Source organism: Nostoc sp. JL33 (assembly GCF_017114985.1).
Taxonomy (GTDB): domain Bacteria; phylum Cyanobacteriota; class Cyanobacteriia; order Cyanobacteriales; family Nostocaceae; genus Nostoc.
The window spans coordinates 1-19,409 of sequence record NZ_JABXKP010000080.1; the positions used below are offsets into that span (position 1 = coordinate 1).

Genomic DNA, 19,409 nt, shown 5'->3' on the forward strand with positions numbered 1-19,409 from the left:
GTTTTTACTGCTGAATTATTTTAATCTACGCTTAATTTAACAATGTATCAATTAATTTATCCTAAGTTTGGCTAATCCAGATGTTTTTTTCTCGCTCGTGAGAAATCCGGGAATAAGACCCTCCATCCTATTATATCCTCTCTCTGTGCCTCTACATCTCTGCGAGAGAAACACAAAAAAAAGGGATAAGCAAAACGCCTATCCCCCAAAAAATCAACTAATCAATGTATCAAGTTCCACTTGTCCAAGAATTGATGTACTCAATTTGATCAGGTGTTAGGCTATCAATCGTAATTCCAATAGCTTGCAACTTCAACCGAGCAATTTCTTGATCAACTTCAACCGGAATTGAGTGCAAACCAGGTTCCAACTTACCCTTATTCTTCACCAGGAATTCACAAGCCAAAGCTTGGTTCGCAAAACTCATATCCATTACTGCGCTGGGGTGTCCTTCAGCCGCAGCTAGGTTAATCAAGCGTCCTTGTCCGAGAACGACAACTGATTTACCATTTTTCAACTTATACTCTTCAGTGAAAGGACGAACTTCTTTGATTTCCTTAGCATTCGCAGCCAAGTATTTCAAATCAAGTTCCAAGTCAAAGTGACCGGAGTTACAAACGATCGCACCGTCTTTCATCACATCGAAGTGTTCACCGCGAACGACGTGCTTGTTACCTGTCACAGTGATAAAAATATCACCTTGGTGTGCAGCTTCAGCCATTGGCAGGACGCGGAAGCCATCCATTACGGCTTCAATTGCCTTGATGGGGTCGATTTCGGTGACGATGACGTTAGCACCCATCCCACGGGCGCGGAGGGCTGTACCTTTACCACACCAGCCATAACCGACGACAACAATGTTTTTACCAGCCAACAAAATATTTGTGGCGCGGATAATGCCATCTAGGGTTGATTGCCCAGTACCATAGCGATTATCAAAGAAGTGCTTGGTGTCGGCGTCGTTGACGTTGACTGCGGGGAAGGTGAGAACGCCTTCTCTAAACATGGCGCGTAACCGCACAATGCCGGTGGTGGTTTCTTCGGTACTACCAATCAAATCAGCGATTTGGTGTTGGCGTTGTTGTATCAAAGTTGCAACCACATCGCTACCGTCATCAACAATAATGTTGGGGCGATGATCTAAAGCTATTTGGACGTGGCGGTTATAAGTTTCGTTATCTTCGCCTTTTTGAGCAAAGACGGGAATTTCATGATCCAAGACGAGGCTAGCTGCTACGTCATCTTGCGTTGATAAGGGATTGCTAGCAATTAGAAGCGCATCTGCACCACCGGCTTTCAGAGCGATCGCCAAATGTGCTGTTTCTGTTGTAATGTGGGCGCAAGCTACAAGACGTAAACCAGCGAAGGGTTTCTCGATAGCAAAGCGATCGCGGATTTGCCGCAAAACTGGCATTTCGCGTCCAGCCCATTCAATACGCTGTCTTCCCAAGGCAGCTAGGCCGAGGTCTTTAACCTCGTGCTTTAATCGGGGAGAAGTTGCGGTCATCAAAAGTTACCTCAAAATATTAAAAAAGCTACGTAAATTTTACGCACTCTACTAGGTTATTCTACGACTGGCGATTTTTGCTTGTAAGAAAAGCAAATCACTAGTCAATAGCCCTCAAAACTAGCTTGACGTTTGATCAGCATAATGTCAACTTCATCCCCAGCTTCTTCGTTTTTGTTTTATCTTTGCTAAGAGTAAGACTCTTCTAGGCTTTGAAGGCTGATTCTAAGTACATTTTCATCTGTCTAAAGATAGAACACAACCAAAAAAACATCAAAATTTCATCATCTTAAGGTAAAATCTCAACTTTAGATAGGTACATCTACCCAAAGTAATTACGGAGGATAGTTATAGAAGTAGTCACTAGGAAATTATACCCAAGGAGGTGTTTGAGTGCGCTTTCAATTTTTGGCGATCGCTAGTTCAATGGCCATAGCTGTTGTATCTGTGCCCAAAGCCACAGCCCAGATTCCTTTGTTACCACTGTTGCAAGCTCCCAGCAGTGTGAGTAATGATTTAAATAATAGACTTGTTACAGGCTGGATTTATTTAGATGGTCGTCGGTTATTTCAGATAGCCGCATCAAGAACCAACTTCCCTGAGCGTTCAGAAGATATTCAAAAGAAGTTGGATAAAATTGCTCAAAATTACTTTCAATCACCAGCAAAAACAGCAGTTAAGGTAGATGTTCGCAAAGTAAACGAATTACCAGTAATCTATGTCAATGACCAATATCTGATGACCATCACTTCTGAGGATGCTGGACTGCGACAGATAGATATGTCAACATCGGCAAATCAAATAAAACAAAAATTAGAAGAAGACTTGCAACAAGGAAAGCAAGAAAGACAAACTCAATTTTTAATCGACCAAGGTAAAATAGCTGCGGGCATCGGATTGGCAATGATTGTCATGAGTTGGGGGGTATATACCTGGGAACAGCGTTCCAAAAAAGATTTAGTACATCCCATTGCCTCCCAACCTTCCAGATGGTTCCTAAACTCCCCAATTTCACCACCAGCAGCTCAACCAATTACAACACAACTAAATCAACGGCAACATCAGCATCTCCAAGAAGCCAAGAGACGATTGTTTCAGCTAAGTCAAGCCGGAATTTGGGGAGGTGGAAGTTTCTTTATCTTGGGTTTATTTCCCTATACACGACCATTTCAGCTAGCGATTCTCACAGCCGCCCAGTTTCCTTTGCGATTAGGTGTCGTATTACTGGGAACTTATGTAGCGATCCGTTTGACCTACGCCCTGATTGACCGCTTCACTAGCACTCTGATCATCAGTGGTGCTTTATTGACTCCAGAAAGTTCTGAACGGCTGCAACTGCGAGTTTCCACATTTTCTGGTGTAACTAAAAGCATCGCTACTGGTATCTGCATAGGAGTTGGTTTCTTGCTAGCACTAGTGTCATTGGGGATAGATATCGTTCCCTTGCTAGCGGGTGCAAGTTTAGTTGGTGTTGCAGTGTCTCTGGCTTCACAAAACTTAATTAAAGATGCGATTAACGGTTTCCTGATCATTTTAGAAGACCAGTACGCTTTAGGCGATGTGATTACTGTGGGAGACGTGGGAGGCTTAGTAGAAAATCTAAATCTGCGGATGACCCAACTACGGGATTCTGAAGGGCGCTTGATTACGATTCCCAATGGTGAAATTAAAGTTGTTGCCAATCTTTCTAGTCGTTGGTCACGAGCCGATTTAACGATCCCGATCGCTTACCAAGCCGATATTGAAAAGGCTTTGAAGTTGATTGAAAATATTGGCTTTGAGATGGATAAAGATCCGCAATGGGAGCGTCAAATTCTGGAAACACCGCAAGTTTTGGGAATAGATCAATTTGGCGATCGCGGTTTGATTATTCGTGTATGGATTAAAACACAGCCCCTCAAACAATGGGATGTAGCACGGGAGTTTCGCCGCCGTCTGAAAGTTGCCCTAGACGAAGCCGGAATTTCGATTTCTGTGCCTCAGCAAGCGATTTGGGTCAATGATGATCACTTGTTAAATTTTCAGGAGAATGGCAAAGCTAATTAGAAATTTAAATTTATTACCGCATTTTTCAGTTGATTAGACCAAACCCTGACCTCTCTCATCCCAGGAGCTACGGTGTACACACAAGCCGAATTACCCCCCTTAATCCCCCCGATATATTGGGGGGAAACAAGAAATTTAGTTCCCTCCCCTTTCCAACTACTTTGTACACACAAGTCCAAAAATCCTCTAGCCACATTTTATTTTTGTGAAAGTGAAACTGTCACACTCACCGACATCCCGCCCAGAACTGAAGTTCAGGGCTTTCGCTATGAGACTCGGAATTTATTCCGAGGCGGGATAGAAACGCAGTGTGAGATTTATTAATAAAGATATGGCTGCGGACTTGTGTGTACACCGTAGCATCCCAGGAGAGAGAGCAGGGGGATGAGGGGCACAAGTGGGACAAGTTTCTTGCTTGTCTCTTCCCAATGCCCAATCCCGAATTTTGGGCGATCGCCAACACTAAGCCTGAATAAATACTTATATTAATAAAAAGCAACTACTTCACTAACGACTCTTGAACTTTTCCCTAATTTATGTTTGTCAATACCTTCATCAGACGTCCAGTCCTGACGACGGTCTGCACGTTCATTATTTTGCTGCTGGGAAGCATCTGTATTCCGATCCTTCCGATTTCTCAGCTACCAGACCTCGCGCCGGTGCAAATCACCGTTAGCTCCAACAATATTGGTGCAGATGCTCAAACAACAGAAAGTACTGTCACCAACATTATTGAGCGACAAATTAATGGTGTTAAAGATGTATCTTATATATCTTCTAATACGGGTAATGATGGTTCCAGCAATATAACTGTCTCCTTCCCAACTGATGTCAATAGCGATATTGCTCAAGTAAACGTTCAAAATAAACAAGGACTTGCTGATCCTCAATTGCCAGATACTGTTCAACGAACAGGTGTCACCGTTGAAACGGCATCGAGCAGTCTGCTTCTGGTCTATGGGTTTTACTCAGATAATAATGAGTATGACAACATTTTTATCAGCAACTATGTCGATCTGTATATTCTCGATCAGGTCAAACGGCTTCCTGGTGTAGGAAAAGCCGTAATTTTTGGGGAGCGCAAATATGCCATGCGCCTTTGGCTTGATCCCAACAAGCTTGCCCAACATCAACTAACTCCTCAAGATGTGACAACTGCCCTGCAAGAACAAAATATTCAGGTGGGTGCAGGAGCGATTGGTAAGGAACCAGCACCAGATAATCAAAGCTTTGAATTTGCTTTACGGGCAACCAGTCGATTTAAAGATGCGGCTGAATTTGAAGATATGGTGCTGAAGGTGAGTGGAGGTAGCACTAATAGCACCACTAATAGCACCACTAATAGCACCACTAATAGCGCCACTAATAGCACCACTAATAGCACCCTAGTTAAGGTCAGAGATGTCGGTCGAGTTGAACTAGGAGCAGAGAGCTATCTCGCTGATGCCAAATTCACCATTCCAGGGAATGCTCCCAAGCCAGCCGTCGGTTTGGGGGTATATCAACTTCCGGGTAGTAATGCCCTGGACGTTGCCCATGCTGTTGAAAACCAAATCAAAATACTAGAGAAGAGTTTTCCACCTGGACTAAAAGGACAGGTGGCATTTGATACCACTCCATTTGTAGAAATTTCTTTAGAAGAAGTTCTACAGACTCTGGTTGAAGCGATTATCCTGGTGGTCTTGGTAATTTTTGTCTTTTTACAAGACTGGCGTACCACGATCATTCCCACTGTGGCGATCCCCGTTTCCCTGGTTGGGACGTGTGCGGCTCTGTTGGTTTTAGGATTTCAGATTAATACACTGACTTTATTTGGTTTTGTGCTGGCGATCGGTCTGGTTGTCGATGATGCCATTATTGTGGTGGAGGCAGTTGCAGTCAAACTGGAGCAGGGCTTGAGGCCCTTGGAGGCTGCGATGGAAGCCATGAAAGAGTTAACTGGGGCAGTCATTGCCACTTCACTTGTACTCATGGCGGTATTCATTCCAGTTACATTCATTCCGGGCACAACTGGGATTGTCTACAAACAATTTGGGTTAACCGTTGCTTGCTCTATTGCCATTTCGACCTTCAATGCTTTAACTTTCTCTCCGAGTATGGCAGCCATCCTCATGCGCCCGGCTCAGACTCCACGGGGCCCTTTGGGATGGTTTTTTACGCAGTTTAATCGGGGATTTTCCTGGTTCACACGGCGATATGTCGGGTTTGTTAGTTACCTTACCCATATCAAGCCAATTGTAATTGGGGTTTTCATCACTGGTTTAGTAGCAACGGTTTTGATGTACAAAGCAGTGCCTACTGGATTTATTCCAGAGGAAGATCAGGGTTACTTCTTTGTAGTTGTCCAAGGGCCTGATGGGGTTTCTTTGAAATACACCGAATCTGTTATGGAGCGGGTTGCCAAGGAAGTAACATCGCTTCCCGAAGTTCAAGCTAGTTTTATGATCAGTGGTTTTGGTTTCGATGGCAATGCTTCCAATTTAGGCATTGCCTTTGCTAACCTGAAACCCTGGAAAGAGAGAACTGAAGAATCTCAGTCTGTCTATGGAATACTTCAGAGGATGAACAAAAAGCTGTTTGCAATTACAGATGCCAGAGCGATCGCAGTCAATGCTCCGCCAGTTAGAGGATTAAGTAGTACAGGTGGTTTTGAGTTTATCATTCAAGACAAAACCGGAAGTGCGCCGATTCAAACCCTGCTTGATACTGCTCAAAAATTCATTGGGGCGGCCAATAAAAACCCTGTTTTACAACGAGTCTTCACTCAGTTCACCGCAGACACTCCCCAATTTGACATCCAAGTGAACCGCAACCAAGCCAAAGCTCTCGGCGTTGAACTCAACGACATCTTTGGGGCATTGCAAAGTTACTTAGGGTCGCAATATGTGAATGACTTTGTGCAGGGACAGCGACAGTATCGAGTATATGTCCAAGCAGATGGGGTTTTCCGCTCTAATCCAGATGATATTGGCAAGCTGTATGTTCGCTCTGGAAGTGGGGCGATGATTCCGTTGAGCAATCTGGTGAAAGTTACTCCCTTTGTAGGGCCGAAAACCATCTCCCATTACAACTTATACAGGTCAATCAAAGTCCAGGGCGCTCCGGCTCCCGGCGCTAGTTCTGGACAGGCGATTCAAGCGATGGAGAAACTAGCAACAGAAGTCTTACCTCAAGGGTTTGGTTACGAGTGGACAGGGACTTATCTCCAGGAGAAGACATCTGGGGGATCTACGGGCTTGATTTTTGCCTTCGCCTTCGTTATTGTCTTTCTGGTGCTAGCGGCTCAGTATGAAAGCTACGTTGACCCGATCATTATTTTGCTGACAGTTCCCTTAGCAGTTTTGGGAGCGATGACGGCGATTTGGGTACGTTCCAATATTTTCATGGCAGGTAGCCTCTTCCCCAAAGTGGTGGATGATATTTATTGCCAGGTAGGTTTGGTGACTTTGATTGGTCTAGCCGCAAAGAACGCGATTTTAGTCGTGGAATTTGCCAATCAGCAGCATGAGGAGGGCATGAGCTACACACGGGCGGCGGTGAAAGCGGGGCAAGAACGTCTGCGACCGATCTTAATGACTTCCTTTGCAGCGCTGTTAGGATTTTTGCCCTTGGTGATTTCTCAAGGGGCTGGAGCCAGCAGCCGTTGGTCTTTAGGAACAGCACTCTTTGGGGGGCTGATGCTTTCGACGTTCTTGAGTTTGTTCTTAGTGCCAATTCTGTATATTTTGGTTAAGACCCTAGCTCAGGCTATATTTTATCAGAAGCGATCGGGTGGCTCAAAGCCTCCAGATTCTCCGAATGCAGGTTTGGGATCTGAACGTCGGGCTTTGCCTGCTGGCTCAACTCAGCCAGAGACACAACTTAGGTCTCAGGAGGATGGGATCAGCTGATTTTTGCCGTTATATCATGTCCGCCAAATTACCCATAATAAAAGAACCCCACCCCCAACCCCTCCCCGCAGGCGGGGAGGGGAGACAAAGCACAGCTTTGGCTCTTTGGGGTTCTTCGGGTTTAATAAGCAATCAAGCGGACATGATATTAAGTGTTTATTTTGGCTCTGCCGCAAGTTAAGAGGCAGAGCCAAAATATTAGGCATTCCCAGTCGGAGACTCTTAACGAGATACGAGGTAACTGTAAACCGTTATAGAATTTTTAGTAGGAATTAGATTGTAAAGCCGTATGCCAAAGTCTCAGACTATTGAAGCAATATATGAAGATGGAGTTTTGCGTCCACTGCAAACACTAACAGGTGTGGCAGAACATAGCTTTAGTTTTAATCATAATTGAGTACCAATAGACTCCAAGCCATCCACTGTTACAGTTTGCAGGCATTATCAGCGACGAATAAGCTGCACAATTACAGGCTGTAATTCATCAGGAATTTGAGCTATTGCCATGACAACTAAACAAGCTATCTTTGACGCAATTGAACAACTGCCAGAGCAGCACTTAAAAGACGTGTTGCAGTATGTTCAAAAACTTGCAAATACTCTAAAATCACCACCATCCAACCCACCCACCCAAAGCAGCGATCGCCTTGCAGACTTCATCGGTGCAGTCTCTCACGGCTCCCTGGCTGCTAATTTAGACGAAGAACTCTATAGCGATTAAGCTTTATTATTGATACATGGGGCTGGCTCACGCTTCATGACAGAAGTGAACCCTATCATCAAGAAGCCACAGAAGCTTACCAACGTGCGTAGACGCAAAGCGGCTTGTCGTCAGACATCGCTGAAAATGGGCAAATTTATACAACAATACAGTTCAGTTAGCGCCAAAAACCTTAAACTGGGTAGGTTGGGTTGAGGAACGAAACCCAACATTTCCGGGGCTTTGTTGGGTTGCGCTTTGCTTAACCCAACCTACAATTTTTCTTAACTGAACTGTATTGATTTATACAAAATATTACGTCCTTGACGAAACGATTACTTTCTTGCTGTTAAAATACCACCAGTCCGCTAAATTAAACCAGACATACAGCTTATGATTACTCAAATGATAGTTCAACCCTCATTCTGGGTAGATTCTGCACATACATAAAAACTGCTGTAATATCATGTCCAAATAATTAGTTACGATTCCCACAGTCATTGCACCCCACCCCCAACCCCTCCCCGCAAGCGGGGAGGGGAGACAAAGCGTAGCTTTGGCGGGGTGGGGTTCTTGAAGTTTAGCAACTAAGCAACCGGACATGATAACTCCATTAATAAAACTTTGATCACCGTTAATGAGTCTTTTATACTCGTGAACGAGTCTTTGATCTCCGTTAATGAGTCTTTGATACTCGTGAATGAGTCTTTGATACTCGTGAACGAGTCTTTGATCACCGTTAATGAGTCTTTTATACTCGTGAACGAGTCTTTGAACTCCGTGAATGAGTCTTTTATACTCGTGAATGAGTCTTTTATACTCGTGAATGAGTCTTTGATACTCGTGAACGAGTCTTTTATACTCGTGAACGAGTCTTTGAACTCCATTAATGAAAAATATCTAACCATTCATGAATGTACAGGGGTGAGCGTGTAGTAAAATTTGCTCACCTCTGTAAAGTGGAACATGGCTTTAGACTTCTCCGGTCAAAATCTCCGAGGACGCAACTTCAAAGGTAGGAAAGACCTTGCGGGTGCAAACTTTAGATATGCCGACATTCGAGGTGCAAACTTCACTAACGCTAATTTAACAGGGGCAAACTTCAGTCATGTCAAAGCGGGACTGCAACGACGTTGGGCAATTTTCTTAATCCTTGTCTCGTGGCTGTTGTCGGGACTTTCAGGAGTTTTATGGGCTTTCAATAGTTATTTGGTGTTACAAATATTTAATACTTCCAGCTTACAGTTTCAGATTATCGGCTGGACTGCCTTAATCATATTAATTGCCTTTTTCTTCCTCATAATTCGCCAAGGACTAGCAGCTGTTTTAGGAGCCGTCGCCGTCGCCATCGCCGGAGTCTTAGCCGGACCAGGAGCCTTAGCCGTCGCCTTAACCGGAGTCTTTGCCAGAGTCTTAACCGTAGCCGTCGCCACAACCTTAGTCGGAGCCGTCGTCATCGCCGTCGCCTTAGCCGTCGCCTTAGCCGTCGCCGAAACCTTAGCCGTCGCCTTAGCCGTCGCCTTAGCCGGAGCTTTAGCCGGAGCCGTCGCCTTAGCCTTCGCCGGAGCGATCACCTTAGCCGTCGCCGTCCCCTTAGCCGTCTCCTTGAACTTAGCCGTCACCGTCGCCTTCGCCGTCGCCTTCGCCGTCGCCTTCGTCGGAGTGTTATTTAGTATTTACATTGGTTGGCAAGCGATGAAAGGAAACGAAAAATATTCTTTAGTTCGTAATATCGCGATCGCCTTTGCTGCAATAGGAGGTACAAGTTTTCGTGGCGCTAATTTAACGGGTGCTGATTTCACCCAAGCAACGCTCAAAAGTACAGATTTACGAAACACTATTCTTATCTGTAGCCGTTGGCATCAAGCCAAAATGCTTGACCGTATTCGTCCTGGTTCAACTTATCTTCAAAACCCACAAATACGTCAACTGCTGGTTACAGGACAGGGACAAGACACAAACTTTGACCGTGAAAACCTCCGAGGTATCAACTTAAAAGCAGCTAACCTAGCTGATACCAGCTTTATCGGCGCTGACCTCAGTGAAGCTAATTTGCAAGATGCCGATTTGTCAAGAGCAAAGCTCAAGCAAACGCAACTAGACGCAACCGATTTAACAGGTGCAACTCTCACCGGAGCCTACATTGAAGATTGGGGGATTACAAATACAACTAAATTGCATGGTGTGAGGTGTGAATATGTCTTTATGCGTTTACCCACCAAAGAAGACCCCGACCCCCTCCGCAAACCTGATAATAAACAAGAGGTATTTGCAGATGGGGATTTTGCCGACTTTATCAAGCCAATTTTTGACACCCTCGACCTTTATCATAATCAAGGCGTTGACCCTCGTGCTGTTGCCATAGCTTTCAAAAACCTTGCCGAAAAACATCCCGAAGCTGAGTTAGAAATCGTCGCAATGGAGAAACGCGGCGATGATAAAATCTTGCTCAGAGCCAAAACCGCAGTAGGGAGCGATAAATCTCAACTGAGTGCAGAATATTTTGATGATTATAATCAAGTCAAAGCTTTATCGCAGAGTCAGCAATTATTGCTGGTAGAAAAAGATAGTTATATTAGTGATTTAAAAAATATGATCACAACTGCACTTGGGCATCCCAAATCTTATACACAAGGAAATACCATCATGTCTGATATCAGTGGCATCAATATTCAAGGCAGCAGTAATGTTAGCGGTATCGCTGGCGGTGGTTCGGTTGCCAACCTGGGAACCATTAGCGGTAATGTGAGTATTGCCCTTAATGAGTTGCCTGATTCACCAGATGCCGAGAAACCAGGAATTAAAGAATTGTTGACGCAGTTGCACTCTTGCATTTCACAGTCTTCAGATTTGCCTGAAACAGACAAAGCTGATGCCTTGTTACAGGTAGAAGCTTTAGCAGAAGCAGCTAAAAATCCTCAAGAATCCACCAGGCAAAAGACTGCAAAAAATGCAATCACCATGTTAAAAGGGCTATTTTCTGGTTTACCTGCGATCGCTTCTTTAGTTGAAGCGACTAATAAATTATTGCCTGCGATCGCAAAATTATTCGGTTTAGGATAATTCATACCTCGTTCCCAGTCGGAGACTGGGAATGCCCGTCATTAAGGCTCCGCCTTCTTTACTCGCGGCAGAGCCGCAATGAGCAGCATTTCCAGCCAGAGGCTGTAAACGAGGTTTGAAACCCACCTCCGTGGGTTTCAAACCCTCAATTTTTCCTTAGTCCGCGCAGGCGGACTTAGTTTGTGTAGCCGCGAATTCCATTCGCCCTAGCTCAATTTGACTAAGCCGTTAATACTTGCTGCGCTGTCAGTTTTAACTCAGGGAAAGTCGGAGAAAAAATTTGCTGGTTTCCTGTAAATACTGTTTGGTTATAACGTCCTTCATCCAATAAACAGACTGTCACCTTTGCCTCAAGAGGATCAACAATCCAGTATTCAGGGATAGAGAAAGCTGCATACTCAAGTGGTTTCTTTTCATAATCTCGCTTCACAGACTCAGCGCTAACCACTTCTATTGTCAACAGTGGAGGTAACTCAAGCACAGCCGATTTACCCTGAATAGATTGTCGCTGTTCTTCAGTCATCACAATTAAGTCAGGGAGACGGGATTTTTTGACAGAGGTACGAACGCCAGTACCGCTAGGGCGAACTTGCAAGTCTAACCCTAGTCGTTGGATTTCCAGATAGAAGCGGATCAACAAGAAAGTAATCATCGCTTCATGCAAATCTGAGGCTGGAGGCATTTCTAGCAGTACCCCATCCTCAAGTTCATAGCGCTTGTCAGTGCCATCATCATAGGTGAGATATTCCTTAAAAGTATACAGAGGTTCTACAGGCTTTGTAGTGGACATACTTCTGTCTCCAGTTCCTCTTGGACGGTTGGGAGTGTCACGATCATATCTACTTTCTTCATTCTCAGGTAGTTTTGGAATGTAGAGTTGAGTTTTTCCAAAATGTCTTTAACTGAAGAAATTCTTTCCCAATTACCCGGCGATGTTTTAGCAGGATTGCGCCAAAGCGATCGCATCTTAACATCTGTGCGCGAAAACACCGCACCTATCCCAACGTTAGTTAAAGAAAGTCAACAGCCTTTAGGCGCTGTAGACTTCGATGTAATTATCTGCGGTGGCACCTTGGGCATTTTAATTGGTTGCGCCTTGGCGGTGAAGGGGCTGCGGGTGGCGTTGATGGAAAGGGGAATTCTGCGGGGGAGGGAACAAGAATGGAATATTTCTCGTAAAGAATTAGATGTATTTGTGGAATTGAACTTGCTAACAGAGGAAGAATTAGAGAGTGCGATCGCCACTCAATATAATCCGGCGCGAGTTAGTTTTGATGGCGGTACAGAAGTTTGGGTAGAGGATGTTTTGAATATCGGCGTAGATCCAGTTTATCTACTAGCTACATTAAAAACCCGATTTCTCGCCACTGGGGGAAAGTTGTTAGAAAACACACCTTTTACCGAAGCGGTGGTTCATCCAGATGGGGTGATGGTAAATAACCAATTCAAAACTCGGTTATTAATCGACGCGATGGGACATCTTTCTCCAATCACGCAACAAGCACGCCAAGGCAAAAAACCAGATGCGCTGTGCTTAGTTGTGGGAAGTTGCGCCCAAGGTTTTCCGGAAAATAACTCAGGCGATTTGTTGTTATCATTTACATCTTTGCAAAATCAATGTCAATACTTCTGGGAAGCATTCCCAGCCAGGGATGGCAGAACCACTTACTTGTTTACCTACATGGATGCACATCCCCAACGCTTGAGTTTAGAAGCTCTGTTTGAAGAATATCTGCGTCTCTTACCAGAATATCAGGGAGTGGAATTGAGCAAGCTGAAATTTCAGCGATCGCTATTTGGTTTCTTTCCCACCTATCGCCAAAGTCCGCTAAAAACCCCTTGGAATCGCATTCTCCCAGTGGGAGATAGCAGTGGTAGTCAATCTCCTTTGAGTTTTGGTGGTTTTGGGGCAATGGTGCGTCACCTGAAGCGTTTAACATTTGGCATTTATGAAGCGCTAGAAACAGAACAATTATCTGCAAAAGCCTTAGCACTGCTGCAACCCTATCAGCCAAGTTTGACTGTTACCTGGTTGTTTCAAAGGGCGATGAGTGTTGGTGTAAATCAGAAAATTGCCCCAGATCAAATTAATCAACTACTCTCGGCGGTATTTCAGGAAATGCAACAGTTGGGTACACCAGTGCTAAAACCATTTTTACAGGATATAGTGCAGTTTTCGGCACTAACGCAAACACTGTTAAAAACTGGTTTGTCCCATCCAGGATTAGTTGCCAAGATAATTCCGCAAGTAGGTTTGGGAAGTTTATTAGATTGGATGGTGCATTACGGAAACTTAGGTGTATATACTGCCTTATTTTGGTTAAGTCCAATGCTAGAAACATGGATTAAGAATCAATCAAAGGAACAACAATATTATTGGCATCGTTTGATTGATGCCTGGAAGTATGGTTCTGGCGGTGATTACTCAGATGAAACTTAGAATTTTACCTGTGTGAGGATAACATGATTGAACGGAAATCTTTAGGAATAAAATACTTTGCGGTGCTGATTGGATTCCTGCGCGATCGCCCAAGTTTTCTAGAGGAAGTTCGCCAAGGTACAAGATTACCAAATAAAATCATTTCGCTGCTGGTTTGCAGTTCTTTATTTCTCGCGGCTTATGGCGGAATTATTGGTGCATACCATAGTTGGATGCAAGCTTTATCTTCCGCCATTAAACTCCCAGCCCTTTATTTAATCACACTCCTGATTTGTATCCCGACGTTGTTCTTTGCTAACATTATTTTTGGTTCCAAACGGAGTTTTGCACAGCATTTAGCATTAGTATTGACTGCGGTTTCAGTCACGAGTGTACTTTTATTTAGCTTTGCACCAATCACACTGTTTTTCTTGATTACCACCAATAATTACCAATTTTTAATTCTGTTAAATGTCTTTATCTTCGCATTGACTGGATTTATTGGTGTCTCGTCTTTATATCACGCCACGAGTTTAGTTTTAGAGCAAGATAATGAAGGTAGCAAGACACGCCAGAAAATTTTACAATTTTGGCTATTTCTTTACGCTTTCGTAGGTAGTCAGTTAGGATGGACTCTCAGACCGTTTTTTGGTACACCTGGCTCTACCTTTGAATTATTCCGTGAAAGAGAAGGCAATTTCTATTTGAGTGTGATTCAAGCTATTAGCTATCTCTTGGGAATCCGTTAATTACCCATTAGTAATTCAACAAAATATACAACATATAAAATCATGCTGGGAAAACAAAATCGTGGAATTCAGCAATTTGGTGTTTTAGTTAATTTATTGCGCGATCGCCAGGCATTTTTAGAAGAAATTCGTCTGGGAATAAGACTACAAAATAAAATTAGTTCTCTGTTCGTAACTAGTTCCATATTCTTTGCCATCTATGGCGCAATTATCGGTGCATCTAACAGTTGGGCACAGGCATTATCTGGTGCTATTAAACTTCCAGCATTTTATTTATTAACACTGATCATTTGTTTTCCTACTTTGTTCTTTTTTAATGTTTTGTTTGGTTCCCGGAGCAGTATTCAACAGCATTTCGTTGTTTTGCTCACATCTGTATCAGTAATTAGTGTGCTTTTATTCAGCTTGGCACCAGTTACGCTATTTTTTCTGATCACAACACCCGACTCTTATCAATTTTTTAAACTGTTGAATGTGTTAATTTTTGGCATTACAGGCATCTTTGGCGTTAAATTCCTGTATGAAGGAATGCAATTACTTTCTCAACAAGATGAAGTTGGCAAAAAAACCCGCACCACTATTTTAAGATCCTGGTTATTGCTTTATGCCTTTGTTGGTATGCAGTTAGGATGGTTTCTCAGACCATTTTTTGGTGCCCCTGACTCTAAATTTGAATTGTTTCGGGCGGTGAAAGGCAACTTTTATCTGGATATTGTAGCGGCAATTTCTGAAATTTTGGGTTTGCGTTAATCTAAGATTTATACATGTTTTGTATCATTGTCCAGGAAATTTTTTATGAGATGTCATTGCGACATTGGAATATAAAAACTGGGATGCACCCAAATGAATAAGGGGTATTAGCTATCGCACTACAGTAACTGGTGTTCCCACATTTACCTGATCAAATAATTCTCTAACATCGTTGTTGTACATCCGAATACAACCGTGTGAGGCAGCTTTACCAACTGAATCAGGATTAGGCGTACCGTGAAAGCCTACCCAATTTTTACCGTTTGTCCAAAATCCAATCCAGTATTTGCCAAGTGGGTTTTCAGGGTCTCCTCCTGGAATAGCCTTACCTGTAAAAGGGTTTATCCAAGTAGGGTTTTCCAACATTGTACGTACTTGGAAATTACCAATTGGACTGTCCCAGCCTTGGCGACCTACTGCTATGGGATAACTTTTAATTCGGGTTTTTCCTCGATAGAGGGTGACTCGACGGTTGTGAAGACTGATCTCTAGGTGAAGAGGTTGAATAATTAAATTATTAATATTAGTTGCTTGAGAGACTAAATTGTTGGTTGAAGTATGAGAAGTCACTCTTAGCTCAGAAGCCAACGACATAGCCGGATTAAAATTTAATCCACATGCACAAATAAAAATAACTAATTTATCTAATTGCTTGAACATTTTAAAACTTAAACTTGTTGCCATCAATAGTTGAGTACCAAACTAATTATCGATTTTTGAATTTGTGAGATTATATTATATCTTATGTAGTTACTTGACGAATTATTCCTGATGAACACAATAGTTTAAGAACTAGATATCAAGAGTAATTAATTTTGTGAGTAAGGTAAAATTAAACCGTCAAAAGGAGTTGCAGTAGAAATCGAATCAATTGACAGCCCATCTCATCTTTTCTACTGCATTTACTGTTGATAACATTCACTATTTTAAATCATCTTACAGGCAGCAAGCTTAACAACCTCGCTAGTCCGTGCGTGTCTGGCTACTAAATTACCATAGCGCTCTGACACCACCTCCACCAGTGTTTTGTCCACCTCTTGTGTTGTTACCACCTGTATTTTGTTGCGTTCCACTAGTGCCGCTACTGCCGCCAGTTGTTCCATTACTGCCGCCAGTTGTTCCATTACTGCCGCCAGTTGTTCCACTACTGCCGCCAGTTGTTCCACTGGTGCCGTTAGTTGTTCCACTACTGCCGTCAGTTGTTCCACTGGTGCCGCCAGTTGTTCCACTGCTGCCGCCAGTTGTTCCACTAGTGCCGCCAGTTGTTCCACTACTGCCGTCAGTTGTTCCACTGGTGCCGTCAGTTGTTCCACTGCTGCCGCCAGTTGTTCCACTAGTGCCGTCAGTTGTTCCACTAGTGCCGTCAGTTGTTCCACTAGTGCCGCCAGTTGTTCCACTGCTGCCGCCAGTTGTTCCACTACTGCCGCCAGTTGAACCACCTGTACCCGCTTGGGAGTACAATCTATTACCTATAGGAACTTGACTAGTTTCCAAATTTCTAGAGTTGGATTGGGGCAGAGCGTGTACCGGAAGACTTATTAAAGCACCAGTACTAGCAACTCCCACAAGGCTAGCAAGCATTTTGAGCAAATTTTTACTGTGGTTTACGTTCATTGGTATCTCCTGAGTTTGAAGTAAAATGGTTCTTCTTGCTACTAAGCAATTTGCTGAAATCAAGAAAATTTTTCTCTATTTTTCAACTAGAACTCAACTAATGATCTAAATCAAAAGTATTGTGATGGATGTTGTTATTTAATTAACAAGTTAACTGAATTGATTTCCTTGTCCTTCTGCCTAAGGTATAGTCTGATGTTAAATTAACTCCTGATATCTTAGACATTTGTTTATTTTTTTAGAATTAATCTACTTCCTTAGATATACTTTTAATAAACTTTTTCATCGAAAATATTAATGTTTTAAAGCTCATATAGCCTTTCCTAATAAGAGTGGGGTTAAGCTGTACCTCACCCCGATAAAGCTGTGCTTTATCTCCCCTCTCCGCGGATTACCAGAGGTATTGGGGGTGAGGTTTTGATATGTACTTCATCCACTTGGGAACCGCAATAACATAAATCAGGAAAGAGCACAATTATTTATGGATATAATTAATTGTGATTTAAATAGATTAGGACTTACGCACAGCTAATGAAAACGAACCGTATTGGGAGGCATCACGGAGGAATAAGAGTTTGAAAGGGTTTTTGCGTAAGATCCTATAGATGATTAAAGGGGCTGTTTAGCTTACTTTTCTAGACTCCAACACCAAACTTTAGATCCAGCAGACGAAAATTTAATGGCGTTACTCAGTAGGTTGGTTAAGGTTTGGACAATGCGATCGCAATCTGCCAATACTTACCGGATAGGTCACAAATGGATACTTTCACTCCTGCTTTGTCACTCAGAGGCTGTATAACATTTACTGCTTGAGTGTATTGCAAAGATTTTTGTCAATCGTGCTATGTATGTTGAGGTAGGAGGCAATGTTCCTCCTTGCCTTGCCCGTTCGCGCAGTGTCCCGTAAGGAAGAACTGATAAAACTTTCAATACGCTACAACAGAAAAAACCCTCTGGTAAACCTGTGAAAAAACGAGTAACACTCACCTTTCCGAAACGCGCCGTGCAAATGCCAGTCACTTATGTGCTGGCCAAAGAGTTCAACGTCGCCGCCAATATTATCCGCGCCCAAGTTGCCCCAAATCAAATTGGCAAACTGGTAGTAGAACTATCGGGAGATATCGATCAATTAGATGCGGCGATCGAGTGGATGCGATCGCGCCATGTTAGCGTTTCTCATACATTAGGCGAAATTGCGATCGACGAGGATGTGTGTGTCCACTGTGGTTTGTGTACTGGGGTTTGTCCTACCGAAGCCCTCACCCTCCACCCAGAGACATCCAAGTTGACATTCACGCGATCGCGCTGTATCGTCTGCGAACAGTGTATCCCCACCTGTCCCGTACAGGCAATCTCTACTAACCTTTAAGATTACCGCATACACTACGGAGGATTGCCCATCCAACTTTCTCACCAATCCAAAATCTAAAATCCAAAATCCAAAATTGATTTTAGCCCAACTTAAACACATCCGCTATTACACTACCATCACCCACCAGCCTAGTTTTTGCCGGAGAGTCATAAACTACCAATAGCGAAGGTATACCAGCTACATCCTGAAACAGCGTCATTCCTTCAGCGTGTTCTTCCCGATTTCCATAGGGAATATCTTGCACAAAATCTGGATTGCTGAAGACATTTTCTGGCAAGTTCACGCCATTTATCCAGCGATAAACTTGCACGGGGCCATCTAAATCCATCGTTGGCCCGGCTAAAATCAACAAATCTTTTCCATCTACATGCAAATCCCGAATTCCCAAACCATTCAACCAGATAAAATGCTTTTTATATAACTCATTGGCTTCCCCAATTTGCTTTAGTTTCATCACTCCAGGGGTAGAATCTTCTAACTCTATTTCCAGCACCACAGCCCAACCCCGTAAGACTGGGCCGCGCAAACCCAGAAAAATGCGGTTTTGATAAATGCCTATTCCTTCAATATCAAAGCCATTATCCTTTCCGGGAATTGCTGCCTTAATAGACAAGCCTAAATGAGCGTCATCTACTAAAGCTGTCATCAGCAAATTACCCTGGTTCGTCACCTCTAGTTTAGCGGCATTCAACTGCACATCTGGATTTTGGGGGTGTGGGCAAGATGAAAATAACTTACCGTCTATCATCGGAATCCGTCCTAAGAGGTAACGGTTGGGTTCTGATTCAATTTTTGCTAGCCTTTTTAAATTTTTTGCATCTGTATTTTCGGGTTTGGGTTTTTTGCGTTTGTAGCTGTGAGAACCAACAAACCATAAGTAATAATCACTATAAGCAAGTCCTTCTATATCAATTTCTTCCTCTTCTGGTGCTGGTAAATTTATAAATTCTGCTACCCGAAATTGTTCATGGTCTGTAAATTTATCAGTATCAACCAAAGAGAGACGTTCAATAGTTGAGGTTTCATCTGACCCTAACCATAAATACTTTTGATGTGTTAGCAGCACTGCTGATAAGTCTTCTCTATGTTCTTTAAAATTATCTACAAAAGTCAATAAAGCTTGATTCAGCAAATGTAAGTTTGGCATTCTAAATCATGTTAATAGTTACAAAAATGTTAATTATGCTATTATAATGTAAAGTTAAGTTTCCGAAAAAAATTATCTAAAAAGTATAGCTCATATCAAATTGCCAGGGGGAATCTGCTACTTCAACCTTTGATAGATATTGCATATTTGCC

At 43.1% G+C, this 19,409-nt stretch carries 14 protein-coding genes; 9 read left to right on the forward strand and 5 right to left on the reverse strand.

All coding sequences use genetic code 11. The annotated features are described in order from the left end of the window. Positions 1 to 229 precede the first annotated feature (229 nt). Positions 230 to 1,507 (reverse strand): adenosylhomocysteinase, encoded by a 1,278-nt coding sequence (ahcY, locus tag HWQ23_RS23530; RefSeq protein ID WP_292833604.1) that lies wholly within the window; start codon positions 1,505 to 1,507, stop codon positions 230 to 232. 393 nt (positions 1,508 to 1,900) lie between these two features. Between ahcY and HWQ23_RS23535 the strand changes: the two genes are divergently transcribed. The 5 genes from HWQ23_RS23535 to HWQ23_RS23555 all read left to right on the forward strand — a co-directional run bounded on the left by HWQ23_RS23535 (position 1,901) and on the right by HWQ23_RS23555 (position 11,206). Continuing rightward, complete coding sequence (locus HWQ23_RS23535) at positions 1,901 to 3,553, forward strand: mechanosensitive ion channel family protein (RefSeq protein WP_292833606.1); 1,653 nt, start codon at positions 1,901 to 1,903, stop codon at positions 3,551 to 3,553. A 536-nt stretch (positions 3,554 to 4,089) separates the two neighbouring features. Continuing rightward, a complete protein-coding gene (locus HWQ23_RS23540; protein ID WP_292833609.1) occupies positions 4,090 to 7,443 on the forward strand; it encodes an efflux RND transporter permease subunit in 3,354 nt (1,117 codons plus the stop codon). 289 nt (positions 7,444 to 7,732) lie between these two features. Then, entirely contained in the window at positions 7,733 to 7,840 is a 108-nt protein-coding gene (locus HWQ23_RS23545; protein ID WP_292833611.1) for an antitoxin family protein, read from the forward strand. A gap of 108 nt (positions 7,841 to 7,948) precedes the next feature. Further along, complete coding sequence (locus HWQ23_RS23550) at positions 7,949 to 8,164, forward strand: hypothetical protein (RefSeq protein ID WP_292833613.1); 216 nt, start codon at positions 7,949 to 7,951, stop codon at positions 8,162 to 8,164. A 945-nt stretch (positions 8,165 to 9,109) separates the two neighbouring features. Continuing rightward, on the forward strand, positions 9,110 to 11,206 hold the full coding sequence (locus HWQ23_RS23555) for a pentapeptide repeat-containing protein (RefSeq protein WP_292833615.1): 2,097 nt from the start codon (positions 9,110 to 9,112) through the stop codon (positions 11,204 to 11,206). Positions 11,207 to 11,426: 220 nt separating this feature from the next. Here HWQ23_RS23555 and HWQ23_RS23560 read toward each other — a convergent pair whose 3' ends face one another. Next, positions 11,427 to 11,996: a Uma2 family endonuclease gene (locus HWQ23_RS23560; protein WP_292833617.1), complete on the reverse strand. Its 570-nt coding sequence runs from the start codon at positions 11,994 to 11,996 to the stop codon at positions 11,427 to 11,429. A gap of 102 nt (positions 11,997 to 12,098) precedes the next feature. On the opposite strand from HWQ23_RS23560, the gene HWQ23_RS23565 reads away from it, so the two are divergent. From HWQ23_RS23565 to HWQ23_RS23575, 3 genes are read left to right on the forward strand one after another with little or no spacing between them, the layout of a single operon-like run. Beyond that, complete coding sequence (locus tag HWQ23_RS23565) at positions 12,099 to 13,646, forward strand: FAD-dependent monooxygenase family protein (RefSeq protein ID WP_292833619.1); 1,548 nt, start codon at positions 12,099 to 12,101, stop codon at positions 13,644 to 13,646. A gap of 23 nt (positions 13,647 to 13,669) precedes the next feature. Beyond that, positions 13,670 to 14,374 (forward strand): actin-binding WH2 domain-containing protein, encoded by a 705-nt coding sequence (locus HWQ23_RS23570; RefSeq protein ID WP_292833621.1) that lies wholly within the window; start codon positions 13,670 to 13,672, stop codon positions 14,372 to 14,374. 42 nt (positions 14,375 to 14,416) lie between these two features. Further along, on the forward strand, positions 14,417 to 15,124 hold the full coding sequence (locus HWQ23_RS23575) for an actin-binding WH2 domain-containing protein (RefSeq protein ID WP_292833623.1): 708 nt from the start codon (positions 14,417 to 14,419) through the stop codon (positions 15,122 to 15,124). Between the two features lie 111 nt (positions 15,125 to 15,235). Here HWQ23_RS23575 and HWQ23_RS23580 read toward each other — a convergent pair whose 3' ends face one another. Further along, on the reverse strand, positions 15,236 to 15,694 hold the full coding sequence (locus HWQ23_RS23580; protein WP_292833625.1) for a L,D-transpeptidase: 459 nt from the start codon (positions 15,692 to 15,694) through the stop codon (positions 15,236 to 15,238). A gap of 420 nt (positions 15,695 to 16,114) precedes the next feature. Continuing rightward, on the reverse strand, positions 16,115 to 16,738 hold the full coding sequence (locus HWQ23_RS23585) for a hypothetical protein (RefSeq protein ID WP_292833627.1): 624 nt from the start codon (positions 16,736 to 16,738) through the stop codon (positions 16,115 to 16,117). 964 nt (positions 16,739 to 17,702) lie between these two features. On the opposite strand from HWQ23_RS23585, the gene HWQ23_RS23590 reads away from it, so the two are divergent. Continuing rightward, a complete protein-coding gene (locus HWQ23_RS23590; RefSeq protein ID WP_292833629.1) occupies positions 17,703 to 18,107 on the forward strand; it encodes an NIL domain-containing protein in 405 nt (134 codons plus the stop codon). An 82-nt stretch (positions 18,108 to 18,189) separates the two neighbouring features. On the opposite strand, the gene HWQ23_RS23595 is transcribed toward HWQ23_RS23590, so the two are convergent. Then, positions 18,190 to 19,257 (reverse strand): DUF3616 domain-containing protein, encoded by a 1,068-nt coding sequence (locus tag HWQ23_RS23595; RefSeq protein ID WP_292833631.1) that lies wholly within the window; start codon positions 19,255 to 19,257, stop codon positions 18,190 to 18,192. Between the last annotated feature and the right edge of the window lie 152 nt (positions 19,258 to 19,409).